Annotated in this window: 16 protein-coding genes; 7 read left to right on the forward strand and 9 right to left on the reverse strand. The window is 71.6% G+C overall.

The genetic code is table 11. From position 1 onward, the window contains the following. Nucleotides 1-39 precede the first annotated feature (39 nt). From tilS to folE, 4 genes are all read left to right on the forward strand, one after another. A complete protein-coding gene (gene tilS / locus AVL59_RS02770) occupies nt 40-1119 on the forward strand; it encodes a tRNA lysidine(34) synthetase TilS (RefSeq protein ID WP_067299612.1) in 1080 nt (359 codons plus the stop codon). Between the two features lie 87 nt (nt 1120-1206). Further along, on the forward strand, nt 1207-1767 hold the full coding sequence (gene hpt, locus AVL59_RS02775) for a hypoxanthine phosphoribosyltransferase (RefSeq protein WP_067299613.1): 561 nt from the start codon (nt 1207-1209) through the stop codon (nt 1765-1767). Nucleotides 1768-1962: 195 nt separating this feature from the next. Next, nucleotides 1963-3999, forward strand: coding sequence for an ATP-dependent zinc metalloprotease FtsH (ftsH, locus tag AVL59_RS02780; protein ID WP_067299614.1), 2037 nt, complete (start codon nt 1963-1965; stop codon nt 3997-3999). 131 nt (nt 4000-4130) lie between these two features. Next, nucleotides 4131-4736: a GTP cyclohydrolase I FolE gene (gene folE, locus AVL59_RS02785; protein ID WP_067299615.1), complete on the forward strand. Its 606-nt coding sequence runs from the start codon at nt 4131-4133 to the stop codon at nt 4734-4736. A 22-nt stretch (nt 4737-4758) separates the two neighbouring features. On the opposite strand, the gene AVL59_RS02790 is transcribed toward folE, so the two are convergent. From AVL59_RS02790 to AVL59_RS02815, 6 genes are all read right to left on the reverse strand, one after another. Continuing rightward, entirely contained in the window at nt 4759-5247 is a 489-nt protein-coding gene (locus AVL59_RS02790; RefSeq protein WP_067299616.1) for a DUF3180 domain-containing protein, read from the reverse strand. Between the two features lie 82 nt (nt 5248-5329). Beyond that, nucleotides 5330-5941: a 2-amino-4-hydroxy-6-hydroxymethyldihydropteridine diphosphokinase gene (folK, locus tag AVL59_RS02795; protein ID WP_067299617.1), complete on the reverse strand. Its 612-nt coding sequence runs from the start codon at nt 5939-5941 to the stop codon at nt 5330-5332. Then, a complete protein-coding gene (gene folB, locus AVL59_RS02800) occupies nt 5938-6297 on the reverse strand; it encodes a dihydroneopterin aldolase (protein ID WP_067299618.1) in 360 nt (119 codons plus the stop codon). The genes folK and folB overlap by 4 nt, the downstream gene beginning before the upstream one ends. Before the next feature lie 250 nt (nt 6298-6547). Next, complete coding sequence (locus AVL59_RS02805; protein WP_067299619.1) at nt 6548-7087, reverse strand: nuclear transport factor 2 family protein; 540 nt, start codon at nt 7085-7087, stop codon at nt 6548-6550. After that, entirely contained in the window at nt 7084-7944 is an 861-nt protein-coding gene (gene folP, locus AVL59_RS02810; RefSeq protein WP_067299620.1) for a dihydropteroate synthase, read from the reverse strand. Before folP ends, AVL59_RS02805 begins: the two co-directional genes overlap by 4 nt. 133 nt (nt 7945-8077) lie before the next feature. Continuing rightward, nucleotides 8078-9892, reverse strand: a complete 1815-nt coding sequence (locus tag AVL59_RS02815; protein WP_067299621.1) for a phosphatidylglycerol lysyltransferase domain-containing protein — start codon at nt 9890-9892, stop codon at nt 8078-8080. A gap of 227 nt (nt 9893-10119) precedes the next feature. Here AVL59_RS02815 and AVL59_RS02820 point away from each other — a divergent pair, with 227 nt between their 5' ends. Both AVL59_RS02820 and AVL59_RS02825 read left to right on the forward strand, forming a co-directional pair. Next, on the forward strand, nt 10120-11247 hold the full coding sequence (locus AVL59_RS02820) for an alpha/beta hydrolase (protein WP_067299622.1): 1128 nt from the start codon (nt 10120-10122) through the stop codon (nt 11245-11247). Nucleotides 11248-11344: 97 nt separating this feature from the next. After that, nucleotides 11345-12724, forward strand: a complete 1380-nt coding sequence (locus tag AVL59_RS02825) for a hypothetical protein (RefSeq protein ID WP_208870301.1) — start codon at nt 11345-11347, stop codon at nt 12722-12724. A gap of 77 nt (nt 12725-12801) precedes the next feature. Here the strand turns inward: AVL59_RS02825 and AVL59_RS02830 are convergent, their stop codons facing one another. Together AVL59_RS02830 and AVL59_RS02835 are read right to left on the reverse strand one after the other, a co-directional pair. Then, nucleotides 12802-14127 (reverse strand): PH domain-containing protein, encoded by a 1326-nt coding sequence (locus tag AVL59_RS02830; protein ID WP_067299623.1) that lies wholly within the window; start codon nt 14125-14127, stop codon nt 12802-12804. Continuing rightward, entirely contained in the window at nt 14124-14627 is a 504-nt protein-coding gene (locus AVL59_RS02835; protein ID WP_067299624.1) for a PH domain-containing protein, read from the reverse strand. The genes AVL59_RS02830 and AVL59_RS02835 overlap by 4 nt, the downstream gene beginning before the upstream one ends. A gap of 31 nt (nt 14628-14658) precedes the next feature. On the opposite strand from AVL59_RS02835, the gene AVL59_RS02840 reads away from it, so the two are divergent. Continuing rightward, nucleotides 14659-15807, forward strand: a complete 1149-nt coding sequence (locus AVL59_RS02840) for an NADH-quinone oxidoreductase subunit D (protein WP_067299625.1) — start codon at nt 14659-14661, stop codon at nt 15805-15807. 16 nt (nt 15808-15823) lie between these two features. On the opposite strand, the gene AVL59_RS02845 is transcribed toward AVL59_RS02840, so the two are convergent. Beyond that, nucleotides 15824-16921: an SAM-dependent methyltransferase gene (locus AVL59_RS02845; protein WP_067299626.1), complete on the reverse strand. Its 1098-nt coding sequence runs from the start codon at nt 16919-16921 to the stop codon at nt 15824-15826. Nucleotides 16922-16929: the final 8 nt, after the last annotated feature.

The following is a 16929-nucleotide window of genomic DNA, read 5'->3' on the forward strand; positions in this document are numbered from 1 at the left end:
GGGCCTCACCCCCCGAAAACTTCATGAAGGGAACCGGACATGGGTCCCCATCCTGCGGTCGCGGCGATACGCCTGGCGGTCCGCCGCGTCCTCCACGACATCCTCACCGACCACCGCCGCGACCCCGAGGCGGCGACGACAGCGGCAGCGAGAGCGGCCGCGGCCCCCGGCGAAGCCCGCGAACGCCTTCGGTGCGCGCTGGCGCCGTCCCCCCTCGTGTTCGTCGCGTGCTCCGGCGGCGCCGACTCCATGGCGCTCGCCTCCGCCCTCGCCTTCGAAGCCCCCAAGCTGGGCATCCGCGCCGGCGGCATCACCGTGGACCACGGCCTCCAGCCCGGCTCCGACCTCCGGGCCGACGAGGTCGTCCTCAGGCTGCGGGAGATCGGGCTGAGCCCCGTCGAGTCCATCGCCGTGACCGTCGGCCGCGACGGCGGCCCCGAGGCCGCCGCCCGAGACGCCCGCTACGCCGCGCTCGACGCCGCGGCCGAACGCCATGGCGCCACCGCGGTCCTGCTCGGCCACACCCGCGACGACCAGGCGGAAACCGTCCTGCTCGGCCTCGCCCGCGGCTCCGGCATCCGCTCCCTGTCCGGCATGGCCGCGGTCTCGGGGGCCGGCGGCCGTTACCGGCGCCCCTTCCTGCACCTCGACCGGCAGACCGCCCGCAAGGCATGCATGGCCCAGTCCCTGTCCGTCTGGGACGACCCGCACAACGCCGACCCCGCCTACACCCGCTCCCGGCTGCGGCACGAGGGTCTGCCCGCCCTCGAAAAGGCCCTCGGCAAAGGCGTCGTGGAGGCCCTCGCCCGCACGGCCCAGCTCTCCCGTGACGACGCCGACGCCCTCGACGCGTGGGCCAGCCAGGCCGAGAACTCCGTACGCGACGCCACGGGCCTTCTGGAGTGCGCCAAGCTCTACGCCCTCCCGCCCGCCGTACGCCGCCGCATCCTGCGCCGCGCGGCCATCGAGGCCGGTGCCCCCGCGGGATCCCTCTTCGCCCGCCACATCGAGGAAGTCGACCGGCTGATCACCGGCTGGCGCGGCCAGGGAGCCATCAATCTCCCCGGCAAAGTCGTCGCGCAGCGACAGGGTGGCAGACTGGTGATTCGGCAGGGCTGAATTCCCGACCCCCGGAGCGACCCTCCGACGGCGGCCGGGCAGCCGGTCGCCGTAAGTGCGGCCGTAAGTGCGGGACGACCGAAAGTGATGCGGGTGGACGCGAAAGACATGGGTGCCGACCTCCAGCAGGTACTCATCAGCAAGGAAGAGATCGACGCGAAGCTGGCCGAGCTGGCCGCGAAGATCGACGCGGAGTACGCGGGCAAGGACCTGCTCATCGTCGGCGTCCTCAAGGGCGCCGTGATGGTCATGGCGGACCTCGCCCGGGCGTTGTCCACCCCCGTCACCATGGACTGGATGGCCGTGTCCTCCTACGGGGCCGGCACCCAGTCCTCCGGTGTCGTGCGCATCCTCAAGGACCTCGACACCGACATCAAGGGCAAGCACGTCCTGATCGTCGAGGACATCATCGACTCGGGCCTGACCCTGTCGTGGCTGATCAACAACCTCGGCTCCCGCGAGCCCGCCACCCTGAAGGTGTGCACGCTGCTGCGCAAGCCGGACGCCGCCAAGGTCGCCATCGACGTGGAGTGGGTCGGCTTCGACATCCCGAACGAGTTCGTCGTCGGCTACGGCCTCGACTACGCCGAGAAGTACCGCAACCTGCCGTTCGTCGGTACGCTCGCGCCTCACGTCTACGGCGGCTGAGCCAACCGGGTCAGCTCTTGTAAGACGATCGGGAACCCCAGCGGGTTTCGCGCCGTTGGAGGAAGCAGAGACGGGATCGCCTGCCGTCCATGCCACTCCGTGCGGCTTCGGACAACAATGCTGGGGTACCGTCAGAAGAACTGTCTTATCAAACTCACTATGGCAGGAGGGACGGGGCGGCACCGCTCCGTATGGATGGACGTGAAGCGATACTTCCGTGGGCCGGTCATGTGGATCGTGCTGGCCGTCCTTGCCGTGGTCGTGTTGATGCAGGTCGTCGGCTCGTCCGGCGGCTACAAGACGGTGGACACCGGCCAGGTCGTGGCGGCGATCAACGCGAACAGGGTCGAGTCGGCCAAGCTCACCACCGGTGACGAGCAGACCATCAAGGTCACCCTCAAGGACGGCCAGAAGGTCGAGGGCAGCTCGAAGATCCAGGCGAGCTACATCGGCGACCAGGGCGTGACCATTGCCGCCACGCTGCAGGACAAGTACCAGCACAAGCAGATTCCGGACGGCTACACGGTCTCGCCGTCCAAGCAGAACCCGTTCGTCGGCGTCCTGCTCTCCCTGCTGCCCTTCGTCCTGATCGTGGTCGTCTTCCTGTTCCTGATGAATCAGATGCAGGGCGGCGGTTCCCGGGTCATGAACTTCGGCAAGTCCAAGGCCAAGCTCATCACCAAGGACACCCCGAAGACGACCTTCTCCGACGTCGCCGGCTGCGACGAGGCCGTCGAGGAACTCCACGAGATCAAGGAGTTCCTCCAGGAGCCGGCCAAGTTCCAGGCCGTCGGCGCCAAGATTCCCAAGGGCGTGCTCCTCTACGGCCGTCCCGGTACGGGCAAGACCCTGCTCGCCCGAGCGGTCGCCGGTGAAGCGGGCGTCCCGTTCTACTCGATCTCCGGTTCCGACTTCGTCGAGATGTTCGTCGGTGTCGGTGCCTCCCGTGTCCGTGACCTGTTCGAGCAGGCCAAGGCGAACGCCCCGGCGATCGTCTTCGTGGACGAGATCGACGCGGTCGGCCGCCACCGCGGCGCCGGCCTCGGCGGCGGTCACGACGAGCGCGAGCAGACGCTGAACCAGCTGCTCGTCGAGATGGACGGCTTCGACGTCAAGGGCGGCGTGATCCTGATCGCCGCCACCAACCGGCCCGACATCCTCGACCCGGCGCTGCTGCGCCCCGGCCGCTTCGACCGTCAGATCGCGGTCGACCCGCCGGACCTGCAGGGCCGCATGGAGATCCTCAAGGTCCACCAGAAGGGCAAGCCGGTCGCGCCCGACGTCGATCTGGCCGCCGTCGCCCGCCGCACCCCGGGCATGACCGGTGCCGACCTCGCCAACGTGCTGAACGAGGCCGCGCTGCTCACCGCCCGCAGCGACCAGAAGCTGATCGACAACAAGGCGCTGGACGAGGCGATCGACCGCGTGGTCGCGGGCCCGCAGAAGCGGACCCGGATCATGTCGGACAAGGAGAAGAAGATCACCGCGTACCACGAGGGCGGTCACGCCCTGGTCGCGGCGGCCTCGCCGAACTCCGACCCGGTCCACAAGATCACGATCCTCTCCCGCGGCCGCGCCCTCGGCTACACGATGGTGCTCCCGGACGAGGACAAGTACTCGACCACCCGCAACGAGATGCTCGACCAGCTCGGCTACATGCTGGGCGGCCGCGCCGCCGAGGAACTGGTCTTCCACGACCCGACCACCGGCGCCGCGAACGACATCGAGAAGGCCACCAACCTGGCCCGCGCGATGGTCACGCAGTACGGCATGACCGAGCGGCTCGGCGCCATCAAGTTCGGCGGCGACAACAGCGAGCCCTTCCTCGGCCGTGAGATGGCTCACCAGCGTGACTACTCGGAAGAGGTCGCCGCGCTGGTCGACGAAGAGGTCAAGAAGCTCATCGAGAACGCGCACAACGAGGCCTGGGAGATCCTGGTCGAGAACCGCGACGTGCTCGACCAGCTCGTCCTTCACCTGTTGGAGAAGGAGACCCTGGGCAAGGAGGAGATCGCCGAGATCTTCGCCCCGATCGTCAAGCGCCCGCCGCGGCCCGCCTGGACCGGCTCCTCCCGCCGTACGCCCTCCACCCGCCCGCCGGTGCTCTCCCCGAAGGAGCTGGCACTGACCAACGGTGCGAACGGCGCGACGGCGGCGATCAGCACGGTGAAGTCCACGGCGACCGAGGCGGCCCCGGCGACGGAGCACCCGGAGGACCGCACCGACGGCTGACCGCTTTCGGCCAACCGGCCCGGAATGAATGCCGCGCCCCCCAGGTTTTAGCCTGGGGGGTGCGGCGTTTCGCCATGTCCGCACGGAGCGCGTGGGCCGCACGCGTCACAGGCACAGGAACGAGGAACCAGATGACCGACCCCGTCACCCTGGACGGAGAGGGCACCATCGGCGAGTTCGACGAGAAACGCGCCGAGAACGCCGTACGGGAACTGCTGATCGCGGTCGGCGAGGACCCGGACCGTGAGGGCCTCAGGGAGACCCCGGCTCGGGTGGCGCGGGCCTACCAGGAGATCTTCGCGGGCCTGTGGCAGAAGCCCGAGGACGTCCTGACGACGACGTTCGACCTGGGGCACGACGAGATGGTGCTGGTGAAGGACATCGAGGTGTACTCCACCTGCGAGCATCACCTGGTGCCGTTCAGGGGCGTCGCCCACGTGGGCTACATCCCCTCCGTGACCGGGAAGATCACCGGCCTGTCCAAGCTGGCCCGGCTCGTGGACGTCTACGCCCGGCGCCCGCAGGTGCAGGAGCGGCTCACCACGCAGATAGCGGACTCGCTGATGGAGATCCTGGAGCCGCGGGGTGTGATCGTGGTCGTGGAGTGCGAGCACATGTGCATGTCGATGCGGGGCATCCGCAAGCCGGGTGCGAAGACCATCACGTCGGCGGTACGCGGTCAGCTGCGGGACGCGGCGACGCGCAACGAGGCGATGAGCCTGATCATGGCGCGCTGATGCCCCTTGCCGGAGCCGGTGGTCAGGCCACCGGCTCCGCGCCGGGGTGGTTCTGGTCCTCGTCCTCGGGGAGTTTGCACACCCGCTCCAGGAACAGGGCCGCCGCTATCACGGCGATGCCGGCCAGGACCGAGAAGCCGGCGTAGATGGCCTGGTCGCGGCGGACGGGGATGTCGAGGAGCTCCAGCAGGAAGACGCCCGTGCCGCCGTACATACCGGCGACCAGGGCGGCGACCAGGGCGCTGGCCTGGCCGAAGACGACCGCTCGGGCGGCCATCAGGGGGTCGACCCCCTTCGCTCCCGGGCGGCGCTCGCGCTGGGCCTTGAAGCGGGAGCGCAGCGAGAGCGCCGTGGAGAGCAGGACCACCGCGATCAGCGCCAGGACGATGGGGGCGGCCAGGGGGACGCTCGGGAGGGTCCCGACCGAGTTCCAGAGGCGGGCGCCCGCCCAGGAGAGGACTCCGGCAACGACGAACACGCCGGCCAGCACCCTGATGCGCAGCTGTTTCACGGTGTCCCTTCAGCTCCCCCGGACCGATCCCGGACTGTGCTCGTCTCGACGCTCGTCTCGACGCCCGTCTTGACCTTAACGACTACTCGGGCAGTCGGAGTTCCAGGTCCTCGCGGGGTGCGACACCGTCGCGGGTGACGGCCGACAGCAGCTCGGCGACCGCGCCGATGCCGGGCAGCTGCGCCTGGGGGTCGACGTCGTGCCAGGGCGCGAGCACGAAGGCACGTTCGTGGGCGCGCGGGTGGGGGAGGGTCAGCTGCGGGTCGTCGGAGGTGACGTCCGCGTACGCGACGATGTCGACGTCCAGGGTGCGCGGTGCCCAGCGCTCGTCGCGGACCCGGTTGAAGGCTTCCTCGACGGCGTGTGCCCGCTCCAGCAGGGAGGACGGGGGCAGCGTGGTCTTCAGGACGACGACCGCGTTGAAGTAGGAGGGCTGGCTGCCGGGCTCGACGCCCCACGGCTCGGTCTCGTACACCGGCGAGACCGCCTTCACGCGGACGCCGGGGGTGTCCTCCAGGGCGTCGACGGCTCCCTGGAGCGTCTCCAGGCGGTTGCCGAGGTTGGAGCCGATGGAGATCACGGCCCGTTTGGGATTGCTCAGTGTCGTGTCGGCGGCGTCCACCTGCTCGACGACGGAGGCGGGCACCGGCTGGACGGTCGGGTCGCTGTGACCCTGGGCGAAAGGTCGGGTCATACTCGGCTCCGGGTGATGGTGACGGTCACGTCGTCGAAGGGGACCGTGATCGGCGCGTCCGGCTTGTGGACGCAGACCTCGACCTCCTGGACTCCATCGTGCTTCAGGCAGGCCTGCGCGATCCGCTCGGCGAGCGACTCGATGAGGTTCACCGGCTCGCCTTCGACCACGGCCACGACCTCTTCGGCCACGACGCCGTAGTGCACGGTCTTCGCCAGGTCGTCGTCGGCGGCGGCCGGCCGGGTGTCCAGGCCAAGGACGAGGTCCACGATGAAGGTCTGGCCCTCCTCGCGCTCCTTGGGGAACACGCCGTGGTGCCCGCGGGCCTTCAGGCCGCGCAGCGCGACACGATCCACGCGAATCACTCCTGCAATCGTCGGGAACGACCGGTGGGTGTCGCGTGCGGGCGGCACACCGGCCACAGACGAATCTACCTGCGGGCACTGACACGGCCGGGGCACGGGGCCGCGAGCCGGGCCCGGAACCCAGAGGGTTCACCGCGTGTTTCCCCCGGGGAACCCGGTCGCATCATGGGCTGGAAGCCGCACCTACCCCGAGGTTCGTGATTCCAACCACTTCTTCGTCGCCGCGGGGTGCGCACCCGTTCTACGTGAGCGGACCGCCGTCCGTATTCGAGCCGTTCGTACCGTTTTGGTCGTTGTCTTCTTCCTCGTCGGTCTCGGCCAGGACCGGCGAGGCGTGGTGCGACCAGATCTTCCAGCCCTCGGGCGTGCGCCGGAAGACGTTGGTGGCGACCACCAGCTGCCCGACCAGGGGGCCGAGCTCCGCGCCGCCCTCCGGGGCCGGGCCGCCGCTGAGGATGTTCTCGGTGCAGGTCACCAGGGCCGTGTCGCCGGTGACGGAGACGTGCACGTCGGTGAGGAAGAACTGGATGTAGTCGGTGCTCGCCATGATCAGCGCGTACGACCTCAGGACCTCGCCGCGGCCGGTGAGCACCGGCCAGCCGGGGTGCACGCAGGAGATCACGCCGGTGTCCGCCGGGTCGTGGTACTCCTCGTCGACGCCCAGGTCGGAGGGTGTGAGCCAGAGCGCGGACAGTTCCTCGAAGTCACCGCGTTCCATCGCCTCGTAGAAGGCGGTGTTGGCGGCCTCCACCTGCTCGACGTCGGTGTGGGGGGCGCTCACCGCGCTCCTTCCACGGCCCGTGCGACCCGTACGGCGTCCGCTGTGGCGTGCACCTCGTGCACGCGCACCGCCCAGGCGCCGGCCTGCGCCACGAGCGCGGAGACGGCGGCCGTGGCGGCGTCCCGCTCGCGGGCCGGCGGGGGAGCACCCTGCGGGCCGGCGAGGACACGCCCGAGGAACCTCTTGCGGGAGGCGGCCACGAGCAGCGGGTGTCCGAGGGCGTGCAACCGGTCGAGGTGGGCGAGGAGGGTGAGGTCGTGGTCTGCCTCCTTGGAGAAGCCGAGGCCGGGGTCGACGACGATGCGGTCGGGGGCGATGCCGCCCTCCAGTACGGCCTCCACGCGCGCGTGGAGTTCGTCCATGACTTCGGCGACGACATCCCCGTACCTGCCCTTGACGTTGCCGCCCTGGAGGAAGCCGCGCCAGTGCATGACCACGAAGGGCGCGCCGGTGGCGGCGACCACCGGGATCATCGCGGGGTCGGCGAGGCCGCCGCTGACGTCGTTGACGAGGGCGGCGCCGGCGGCGAGCGACTGCTCGGCGACGGAGGCGCGCATGGTGTCGACGGAGACGACGACGCCCTCGGAGGCGAGGCCGCGGACGACGGGGATGACGCGCCTGAGTTCCTCGGCCTCGTCGACACGGGTGGCGCCCGGGCGGGTGGACTCGCCGCCGACGTCGACCAGGTCCGCGCCCTCGGCGACGAGTTCCAGGCCGTGCTTGACGGCGGCGGTGGTGTCGAACCAGCGGCCGCCGTCGGAGAAGGAGTCGGGGGTCACGTTCACGACGCCCATGACCGCGCACCGGTCCCATTCCGGAAGGCCCGCGACCCGGCCGCGCCCGCTGAGGATGTTCATACGTTCAGCGTAGGCCCAGGACGGGGCCGTGAACGCGCCGCGGCCCGGGCGGAAGGCCCCGTGCTGGAGGGGGTGGGGCTTCCGCCCGGGCCAGTCGGGGGCCGGGCCGGGCTCGGTGCGGACCGGGCCGTGCTCAGGCGGCTCTTACATCGTGTTCCGCCATGGTGTGCGCGCAGGGGCGCGCGGCGGACGCCCGGCGCCGGCGCAGGAAGCGCGGGAGCGGCAGGGCGAGGGTGACGAAGCCCTCCGCCTGCATCGTGGCGAAGCCGATGCGGGGCAGGTCGGCCGTGGCCCGGTAGACGATGAACCGGGGCTCCCAGCGCGGCTGGAACTTCGCGTTGAACTTGTACAGCGACTCGATCTGGAACCAGCGGGAGAGGAACACCAGCAGCCCGCGCCAGGCGCGCAGCACCGGCCCCGCGCCGATCTTCTCGCCGCGCGCGAGGGCCGAGCGGAACATCGCGAAGTTCAGCGAGACCCGCGCGATGCCGAACTTCGGGGCGGCCTGCAGGGCGGCGACGATCAGCAGTTCGTTCATGCCGGGGTCGGCACTGCGGTCACGGCGCATCAGGTCCAGGGAGGCGCCGTCCTTGCCCCAGGGCACGAAGTGCAGGACCGCCTTCAGGTCGCCGAACTCGCCGGGCTCGTCGTCCTGCTTGTGAGCGGTGGCGATCAGGCAGTCGCCGTCGGTGGGGTCGCCGATACGGCCGAGCGCCATGGAGAAGCCGCGCTCGGTGTCGGTGCCGCGCCAGTCCTCCGCGGCCTGGCGGATGCGCTCCAGCTCGGCCTCGCCGAGGTCACGGATACGCCGTACCCGGGTTTCGTAGCCGGCTCGCTCGATGCGCTTGACCATCTGTCGCACGTTGCGCATCGCGCGTCCGGCCAGCGAGAAATCCGCGACGTCGACCACCGCCTCGTCGCCCAGTTCCAGGGCGTCGAGGCCCGTCTCGCGGGTCCACACCTCGCCGCCGGTCTCCGAGCAGCCGACGACCGCGGGGGTCCAGGAGTGCGCCTTGGCCTCGTCCATGAAGCGCTCGATGGCGCCGGGCCAGGCCTCGACGTCGCCGATCGGGTCGCCGCTGGCGAGCATCACACCGGAGATGACGCGGTAGGTGACCGCCGCCTTGCCGCTGGGCGAGAAGACGACCGCCTTGTCGCGGCGCAGCGCGAAGTGGCCGAGGGAGTCGCGGCCGCCGTGCTTGGTGAGCAGTTCGCGCAGCCGGGACTCGTCCTCCTCGGTGAGACGCGCGGCCGGGTGCTCGGGCCGGAAGGCGAAGTAGATGGTGGTGACCGCGGTCAGCCAGCCGAGGGCGCCGAGCGAGAAGGCGACCGTCCAGGAGGTGTTGCCGTCGTAGTCCAGGGGGCCCTCGAAGCCGAACAGGCCGTAGACGACGTGCGTCAGCCGGTCGGCCAGGCTCGGGTCGCCGACCATGCCGTGCCCGTGGACGCTGACGATGACCATTCCGAGGATCAGGGAACCGGCCGCCATGAGCACGAAGTTGGCGAGCGCGCGCCAGCGGCTGCGCGGATCGGGCAGGGCGGTGAACTCGTTGCGGTGGCGCAGCAGCGGTACGAGGAGCGCCACCGAGATGAGCACACCGATGACCGAGTGCCGGTAGACGAACTCGGCGAAGGCGCCGGCCGGCAGCAGCGCGACCGCGGCCCGCCAGGCCCGGCGCTTGCGCCGCCTGAGACCGTGGGCGAGCAGCAGCAACAGCACACCCGCGCTGAGCGAGAGCGCCGCCGCGAACGGCCCGAAGGAGCCGGGCAGTACCTCGGCTATGGCGTGCATTCGGCTGTGACGGAAGCGCGGGAACACACCCGCGGCAATGTCCAGAGCGCCCACGACGGCGCACGCCCTGGCGACCAGAGCGGGAACGGCCTCGGGGCGTGGGCCGCGCAATATGCGCCGCGCCCGGCTTGATCGGCTCGGAACCTCGCCCGACATTTCCCCATCTATCCTGACAGACATCGCATCCCGTAGTTCTGCGAGAGACCTTGAACCCGGTGCCGATCGGGGCATCCGGCGACATTGCGCCCTCTAGGACGGTGTCACGGGGAGAGAGGTTCACTCCCCTCCGGAAAGTCGGGTCAAAGGCCAAGGAAAGCCCCGGGCAAGCCCTTGCAACGAAGCATGGGCGGCAACGGGCGGAAAGCGCAGGCAGGAAGCAGCCCATGGGTCTCACGAGCAACAAGGTGCTGGTACTGGCGATCGTGATCGCCGTGGTGCTGTTCGCAGGAACGGTGTGGCTGTGGCCACGGCTCGCCCGGCAGAGCTGGCGGGCCGTCACAGGCCGCGTCGGCCTGCTGCTCGCCACGCAGCTCGCCCTCTTCTCCTCCCTGGGGATCGCCGCCAACCAGGCTTTCGGTTTCTACGCCAGCTGGGCGGACCTCTTCGGTCAGGAGACCGACCAGGGTGTCGTGGTCGACCACACCGCGAACGGCCGCCCCGGCGGTCCGCTCCAGGTGATGTCCACGGCCTCCGTGAAGGGTGTCAGGAGCTCGCGGCCGCAGACGGGCGGGCAGATCCAGAAGGTCGCCATAGCGGGCCGCAAGACCCACCTCACCACACCGGCCTACGTCTACCTGCCGCCGGAGTACTTCCAGCCGCAGTACCGCACGCGTACGTTCCCGGCGGCCGTGGTGCTGACCGGCTATCCCGGTACGGCGCAGGCGCTGGTGGACAAACTGGACTACCCGCGCACGGCGCAGCAACTGGCCAAGAACGGGCGGATGCAGCCGATGATCCTGATCATGCTGCGGCCGACCGTGGCGCCGCCGCGCGACACGGAGTGCGTGGACGTCCCGGGCGGGCCGCAGGCGGAGACGTTCTTCGCCAAGGATCTGCCGGAGGCCGTCCTCGCGCACTACAGGGTGGGCAAGCGGCCCGGCAGCTGGGGCGTCATCGGCGACTCCACCGGCGGCTACTGCGCGCTGAAGCTCGCCATGCACCACCCGGACGTCTACGCGGCCGGCGCCGGTCTCTCGCCGTACTACAAGGCGCCGATCGACCCCACGACCGGTGACCTCTTCCGCGGCGACAGGAATCTGAAGAATCGTGCCGACCTGTGGTGGCTCCTCAAGCACGAGCCCGCGCCGGACACCTCGCTGCTGGTCACCAGCAGCAAGATCGGCGAGCACAACTACAAGGACACGCTCAAGTTCATAGACCAGGTGCAGGCCAAGAACCTGACCCGGATCTCGTCGATCATCCTGGACAGCGGCGGGCACAACTTCAACACCTGGCGGCGGGAGATCCCGGCGACCCTGCAGTGGATCAGCGGACGGCTGACCGACCGCTGAGCCGACGTGTGCCTGATGCCCCGTGAAGCGTTTGGTGTGGCCGTGTTTTTACGGGGCGGGGGCCCACGATTCGCCTACGCGCGGTAAGTTTCTGGCCATGCCACGTGGACGCCACCGCCATTCCCCGCCTCTGCACCGGCTGTTGCCGCCGTCGGCGATCGCCGGCGTCTCCGTCGTCTGCGCGCTGGGTCCCTGGGTGTTCTCCGCGGCCACCGTGCTGCGCACGCTGGCCGCGGCCGCCGCGGCGACCGCCGTCGCCGGCGCGGTCGTGATGCGCCGCTGGGACACCTCTGCGGGCAAGCGGGTCGCCGACCTCGCCCGCGCGCGCACCAGCGACGAGTGGCGCTACGAGGAGCGGGTCGCCGAACTGGAGACCGACCTGGAGGAGTCGCGCGAGGTGCGCACCAAGCTCGAGCAGCGACTGCGCGCCAAGCGCGCGGAGCTGGCAGGGCTGCGCAACGAGCACGCGGCCCTGCTGCGCCGCTACGCCACCGCCGAGACCGAGCGCGCGACCGCCCTGGAGGGGCGCCGGCTGCTGGAGATCGAGGCGGCCGAGCCGTCCGGTTCCCTCGCGCTGCCGCCCGCGCGGAGCGCCGAGCCGAAGGCGCCGGAAGCGCCGGAGAAGACGGCCGAGGACAAGCCGGAGCCCGGCGCGGTGTTCTCGCCCGAGGGCTCGCGGCTGTACCTGCGGGCCGCGGCGGCACTGGCCCGGTTCGGCTCCGACGCCTCCGCCGGCCCGGAGTCCGCGAAGCCGTCCGCCGGGTCCGAGCCTGTGACGCCGTCCCCCGAGTCGGAGATGGCGAAGCCTTCCGCCGAGTCGGAGATCGCGAAGCCCTCCGCCGGGGAGCCGGTGGACACTTCCGCCGAGACCGAGCCGGTGAATCCTTCCGCCGAAGCCGAGCCGGTGAATCCTTCCGCCGGGGCCGAGCCGGTGAAGCCCGTCGCCGGGTCCGAGGCCGTCGAGCCCGGACCGGATCGGCCCGGGCCCGCTGCCAAAGGAGCGGGCGCCGTGGACGCGGAAAGCGTGAAGGAGACGGCCGACGCTCCCCGGAGCGAAGGCGCGGCCCAGGAGGGCGAGGCGCAGGGGCAGTCCGAGGCGGCCGACCCGCACGCGCGCGCGGCGGACGCCCCGGCCGAGACCGCACCGCCCGCGGGACAGCAGGGCGCCGGGCACTTCGCGGTGCCCACCGCGGTGGCCGTCGTACCGGCCGCGCCCGCCCGCCCGGTGATCGAGGGTGGCTTCGATTTCTTCGGCACCCAGAAGCAGACGTCGTCCGCCGCGCTGGACTCGGTGCAGAACGAGGACCTCGCGGACGTCGTCGGCCAGGAGGCCCTCGCGGTGCACAAGGCCGAGGCCGAGGCCGAGTTCAAGCCCGCCGACGCGCGGTCGCGCGGCGCCGGGCAGGTCATCGACCTGACGGCGCACGACGAGACGGAACAGATCGACCTTCAGGGGCTGCGCAGCGCGGCTTCCTGAGAAGTCCTGAGATGTCCTGAGATTTCGGCAAGCACAGCGCCTCGGAGCCCGGTTCACCCGTGAGGGGTGGGCCGGGCTCAGGCCATCCAGCGGTCCGGACGGGCGTCCCCGCGGCCGGTGCGGGACCGCTCCGCCTGGGCGCGCAGCAGCCGCGCGGCCGCCTCGGCGTCCCGCAGACGGGCCGTGACGGTCTTGTCGGCTCCGGTGTCCACATGGACGTCGGCGAGCCGCCACAGACGCTCCCAGGGCCCCTGGGTGAGCCGTACGCTCTGGACCTTGGCGTGCGGGACCAGGGCCAGGCGGCGGCGCAGCAGGCCGTGCCGGGCGGCGAACACCGTGTCGGTGACCGCGAGGCCGTGCCCGCGCCACCACACCGGCACACACCACCCGGCCCGCCGCGGCGGCCGCGACGCCGCCGCCGGAACGGTCACGCCGGGCAGCACGCGCGCTATGACCGACTCGGCGACCGCGCGCGGGGCGACGGGCACCAGCACCGAGTTGTCGGATCCCGCCACGTCCAGTTCCACCCGCACCCAGCCGCGCCGCCGCCACAGCACGGGCTCCACGATCCGCACGGTCTGCACCCGCCCGGGCGGCACCGTCTCGTGCGCGCGGTCGAGCAGCCCGTGGTCGATACGCAGCCCGTCCGGGGACTCGCCGACGGTCCAGTCGTACTCGGCGACGAACCGCCCCCCGCTCCTCGCGCCCGCCGCGCCGAGCAGCGGCAGCCCGGTGGCCAGGACCGTCCACAGGCTGTGGGTGGCGAGCCACAGCACGGGCGGTACGACCAGGGCGGCGGTCAGCGAGCCCCAGGTGGCGACCGACAGCACCAGGGAGAGCGCCAGCTCGCGCGGGGGCACGCGCAGCAGTTCGTGGGCCGGCGCCTCGCCGACTTCGCGGGCCGTCTCGGGCGCGAAGCCCGCCGCGCGCGCGAGGAGTTCCGCGCGCAGGACGCGGGCCTCCCGCTCGCCCAGGAAGGCGAGTTCGTCCTTCTTGTCCGCTCCGACGACGTCGATCCGCAGCTTGGCGACGCCCGCCACGCGCGCGAGGAGCGGCCGCGTGACGTCGACCGCCTGGATGCGTTCCAGCCGGATGTGCGCGGTGCGCCGGAACAGCAGCCCGGTACGTATGCGCAGTTCGGTGTCGGTGACCGCGAAGTGTGTGAACCACCAGGACAGGAAGCCGTAGAGGCCGGCCGCCGGGACCAGCACGGCGAGCCCGACGAGGAGCATGGTCGAGGTCAGCCGCTGCAGCTGCTCCTGCGCCCCGTTCGGGTCGTGCACGGCCCATCCGGCGCATACGGTGACCGGCGCCCACGCCCGCCGGAAGGGCGTGACGGGGTGCAGCCGCCGCTCGGAGAGGGGCGGGCGCGCCGGCGCGTCGTCGGGCCCCGGAGTCGTCACAGTCCCGCCGATCGGGCCTCGCCCAGCTCCGTGAGCCGGTCGCGCAGCCGCTCCGCCTCGGCCGGGTCCAGCCCAGGGATGGCCGCGTCGGTCGCGGCGGCCGCGGTGTGCAGCTGCACACTGGCCAGCCCGAAGTACCGCTCGACGGGCCCCGAGGTGACCTCCACCAGCTGCATCCGCCCGTACGGCACCACGGTCTCCTCACGCCACAGGACACCCCTGCTGATCAGCAGGTCGTCGGCGCGCTCGGCGTACCGCCAGGAGCGCCAGTTACGGCCCAGCAGCCGCCAGCCCCACCCGCCCAGGGCCAGGGGGAGCAGTGCGAAGGCGGCCCAGGCAGGTCCCGCGAGCAGGCCGGGCAGCAGCCCCGCCGCGAGGGAGAGCACGCCCGTCCACGTCATCAGCAGCAGCCGCCGCATGCGCAGCAGGCCGGACGGCAGTCCCCGCCACACCGGCTCGTCCCCCGCCACCCCGGTCTCTTCCGGGCTCCCCGTCTCCATGGGCCCAGCGTACGTAGGGGAAACTGGGTCCATGAATGCGACGGAGACCACGGTCGGCATCGGCGGTGCCGCCGAGAGCACCGACATGGTGCTCAACATCGGCCCCCAGCATCCGTCCACGCACGGCGTGCTGCGGCTCAAGCTGGTGCTGGACGGGGAGCGCATCCTGCACGCGGAGCCGGTGATCGGCTACATGCACCGGGGCGCGGAGAAGCTCTTCGAGGCGCGCGACTACCGGCAGATCATCATGCTCGCCAACCGTCACGACTGGCTGTCGGCGTTCTCCAACGAGCTGGGCGTGGTCCTCGCCGTCGAGCGGATGCTCGGCATGGAGGTCCCCGAGCGCGCGGTGTGGACGCGCACCCTGCTCGCCGAGCTGAACCGGGTCCTGAACCACCTGATGTTCCTCGGGTCGTACCCGCTGGAGCTGGGCGGGATCACGCCGGTGTTCTACGCGTTCCGGGAGCGCGAGGTGCTCCAGAACGTCATGGAGGAGGTCTCCGGCGGGCGCATGCACTACATGTTCAACCGCGTCGGCGGCCTCAAGGAGGACCTGCCTGCCGGGTGGAGCGCACGCGCGCGTGCCGCCGTCGCGGCGGTGCGCTCCCGTATGGACGTCTTCGACGACCTGGTGCTCGGCAACGAGATCTTCCGCGGGCGCACGCGGGGCGTGGGGGCGCTCACGCCCGAGACCGTCCACGCCTACGGCGTGAGCGGGCCCATCGCGCGCGCCTCGGGCGTCGACTTCGACCTGCGCCGCGACGAGCCGTATCTGGCCTACGGAGAGCTCCAGGACACGCTGAACGTCGTCACCCGCGGCGAGGGCGACTGCCTCGCCCGGTTCGAGTGCCTGCTGGAGCAGACCCACAACGCGCTGGACCTCGCCGACGCCTGCCTGGACCGGCTCGCCGAGCTGCCGCCCGGACCCATCAACCAGCGGCTGCCCAAGGTGCTCAAGGCGCCCGAGGGCCACACGTACGCGTGGACCGAGAACCCGCTCGGCATCAACGGCTACTACCTGGTCAGCAAGGGCGAGAAGACCCCGTACCGGCTGAAGCTGCGCTCGGCGTCGTACAACAACATCCAGGCGCTGACCGAGCTGCTGCCGGGCACGCTGGTGGCGGACATGGTGGCGATCCTGGGGTCGATGTTCTTCGTGGTCGGGGACATCGACAAGTAGGACAGGCCCGGGCGTCCTAGGGGAGCGGGTCCGCAATGCCCACCGGCTGGAGCAGCCAGCCGAAGTCGCCGAGGCCACCGGAAGCGGTGAGTTCGGCGGCCTCCCCGGTACTCGCGAGAGCGCGTACGTAGGCCGAGGGGTCCTTGGAGGCGAGCGCGAGCGGGGGGCGTGCGCCGGTGAGCTCCAAGGTGTGCAAGGCGGCGCGTTGCGTGAGCAGGCGCGCCGCGGGGAGTGCGCACGCTGTGCCAGGAGGTGTCCGAGCGTGGTCGGGCGCGGTGCGGGCTGTGCCCGAGGGCGTGCGCGCCGTGTCCGCCGACGTGCACGCGGCCGCGCACGCGTCCAGCGCGACGTGTGCCGTGATGTCGCAGGACCCGTCCGGCGCGGGCGCCGTCTCGCGCCCCTCCCGGAAGCCGGTGAGCGTGCCGAACGGGGGGCGCGCGTCCGCGGTGTGGGCGTAGTCCACGGCCACCGCGAGCCCCCGCGCCACCCGGTCCACGGCCGCCGCCCACGCCAGGTCCCTGGGCAGCCCGATCTCCGCGCGCAGCCCCTCCTCGGCCGGCAGCGGCCACCACCGCGCCAGCCAGTCCGCCTCCGCGCCCGACACGGGCTCCCCGAGAGCCTCGGTGCCGTCCGCCGCGACGAGCACCAGCCGGGGCACACCCGCCGGGTCCACCTCGGCGACGTCGACCGGCACGTTGTCCAGCCACTCGTTGGCGAACAGCAGCCCGGTGATCTCCCGCGGGGGCTCGCTCAGCCAGGTGATCCGCTCGTCCAGGCCGTCCGGACGGCCGGCGAGCTCGACGGCGTACCCGCGCGCGCGGGCGGCCACGTCGGCCGGCAGGGCGGCGAGCACGCCGCCGACCAGTTCACCGTGCCCGGCGCCCAGGTCCACGAAGTCCAGCGTCCGCGGCCGCCCGAGCGCCTCGTCGACCCGGCACAGCAGCCGGGCGATCGCGTGTGCGAACAGCGGGGACGCGTGCACGGACGTTCGGAAGTGACCGGCAGGGCCCTCGGGCCGCCGGTAGAAGCCGTCCGGCCCGTAGAGGGCCTCCTGGGTCGCCGCACGCCAGCCGCGTCGCTCGCCGCCGCCCTTTGACCTCGCACCATCCGTCACCGGAACAG

The organism is Streptomyces griseochromogenes (assembly GCF_001542625.1).
GTDB classification, from domain to species: Bacteria; Actinomycetota; Actinomycetes; order Streptomycetales; family Streptomycetaceae; genus Streptomyces; species Streptomyces griseochromogenes.

Bases quoted from the DNA above. Each gene is read 5' to 3' on its own strand.
- tilS (WP_067299612.1), top strand. From the start codon at position 40: ATGGGTCCCCATCCTGCGGTCGCGGCGATACGCCTGGCGGTCCGCCGC.
- hpt (WP_067299613.1), top strand. From the start codon at position 1,207: ATGCGGGTGGACGCGAAAGACATGGGTGCCGACCTCCAGCAGGTACTC.
- ftsH (WP_067299614.1), top strand. From the start codon at position 1,963: ATGGACGTGAAGCGATACTTCCGTGGGCCGGTCATGTGGATCGTGCTG.
- folE (WP_067299615.1), top strand. From the start codon at position 4,131: ATGACCGACCCCGTCACCCTGGACGGAGAGGGCACCATCGGCGAGTTC.
- folK (WP_067299617.1), bottom strand. From the start codon at position 5,941: ATGACCCGACCTTTCGCCCAGGGTCACAGCGACCCGACCGTCCAGCCG.
- folP (WP_067299620.1), bottom strand. From the start codon at position 7,944: ATGAACATCCTCAGCGGGCGCGGCCGGGTCGCGGGCCTTCCGGAATGG.
- AVL59_RS02815 (WP_067299621.1), bottom strand. From the start codon at position 9,892: ATGTCGGGCGAGGTTCCGAGCCGATCAAGCCGGGCGCGGCGCATATTG.
- AVL59_RS02820 (WP_067299622.1), top strand. From the start codon at position 10,120: ATGGGTCTCACGAGCAACAAGGTGCTGGTACTGGCGATCGTGATCGCC.
- AVL59_RS02825 (WP_208870301.1), top strand. From the start codon at position 11,345: ATGCCACGTGGACGCCACCGCCATTCCCCGCCTCTGCACCGGCTGTTG.
- AVL59_RS02835 (WP_067299624.1), bottom strand. From the start codon at position 14,627: ATGGAGACGGGGAGCCCGGAAGAGACCGGGGTGGCGGGGGACGAGCCG.
- AVL59_RS02840 (WP_067299625.1), top strand. From the start codon at position 14,659: ATGAATGCGACGGAGACCACGGTCGGCATCGGCGGTGCCGCCGAGAGC.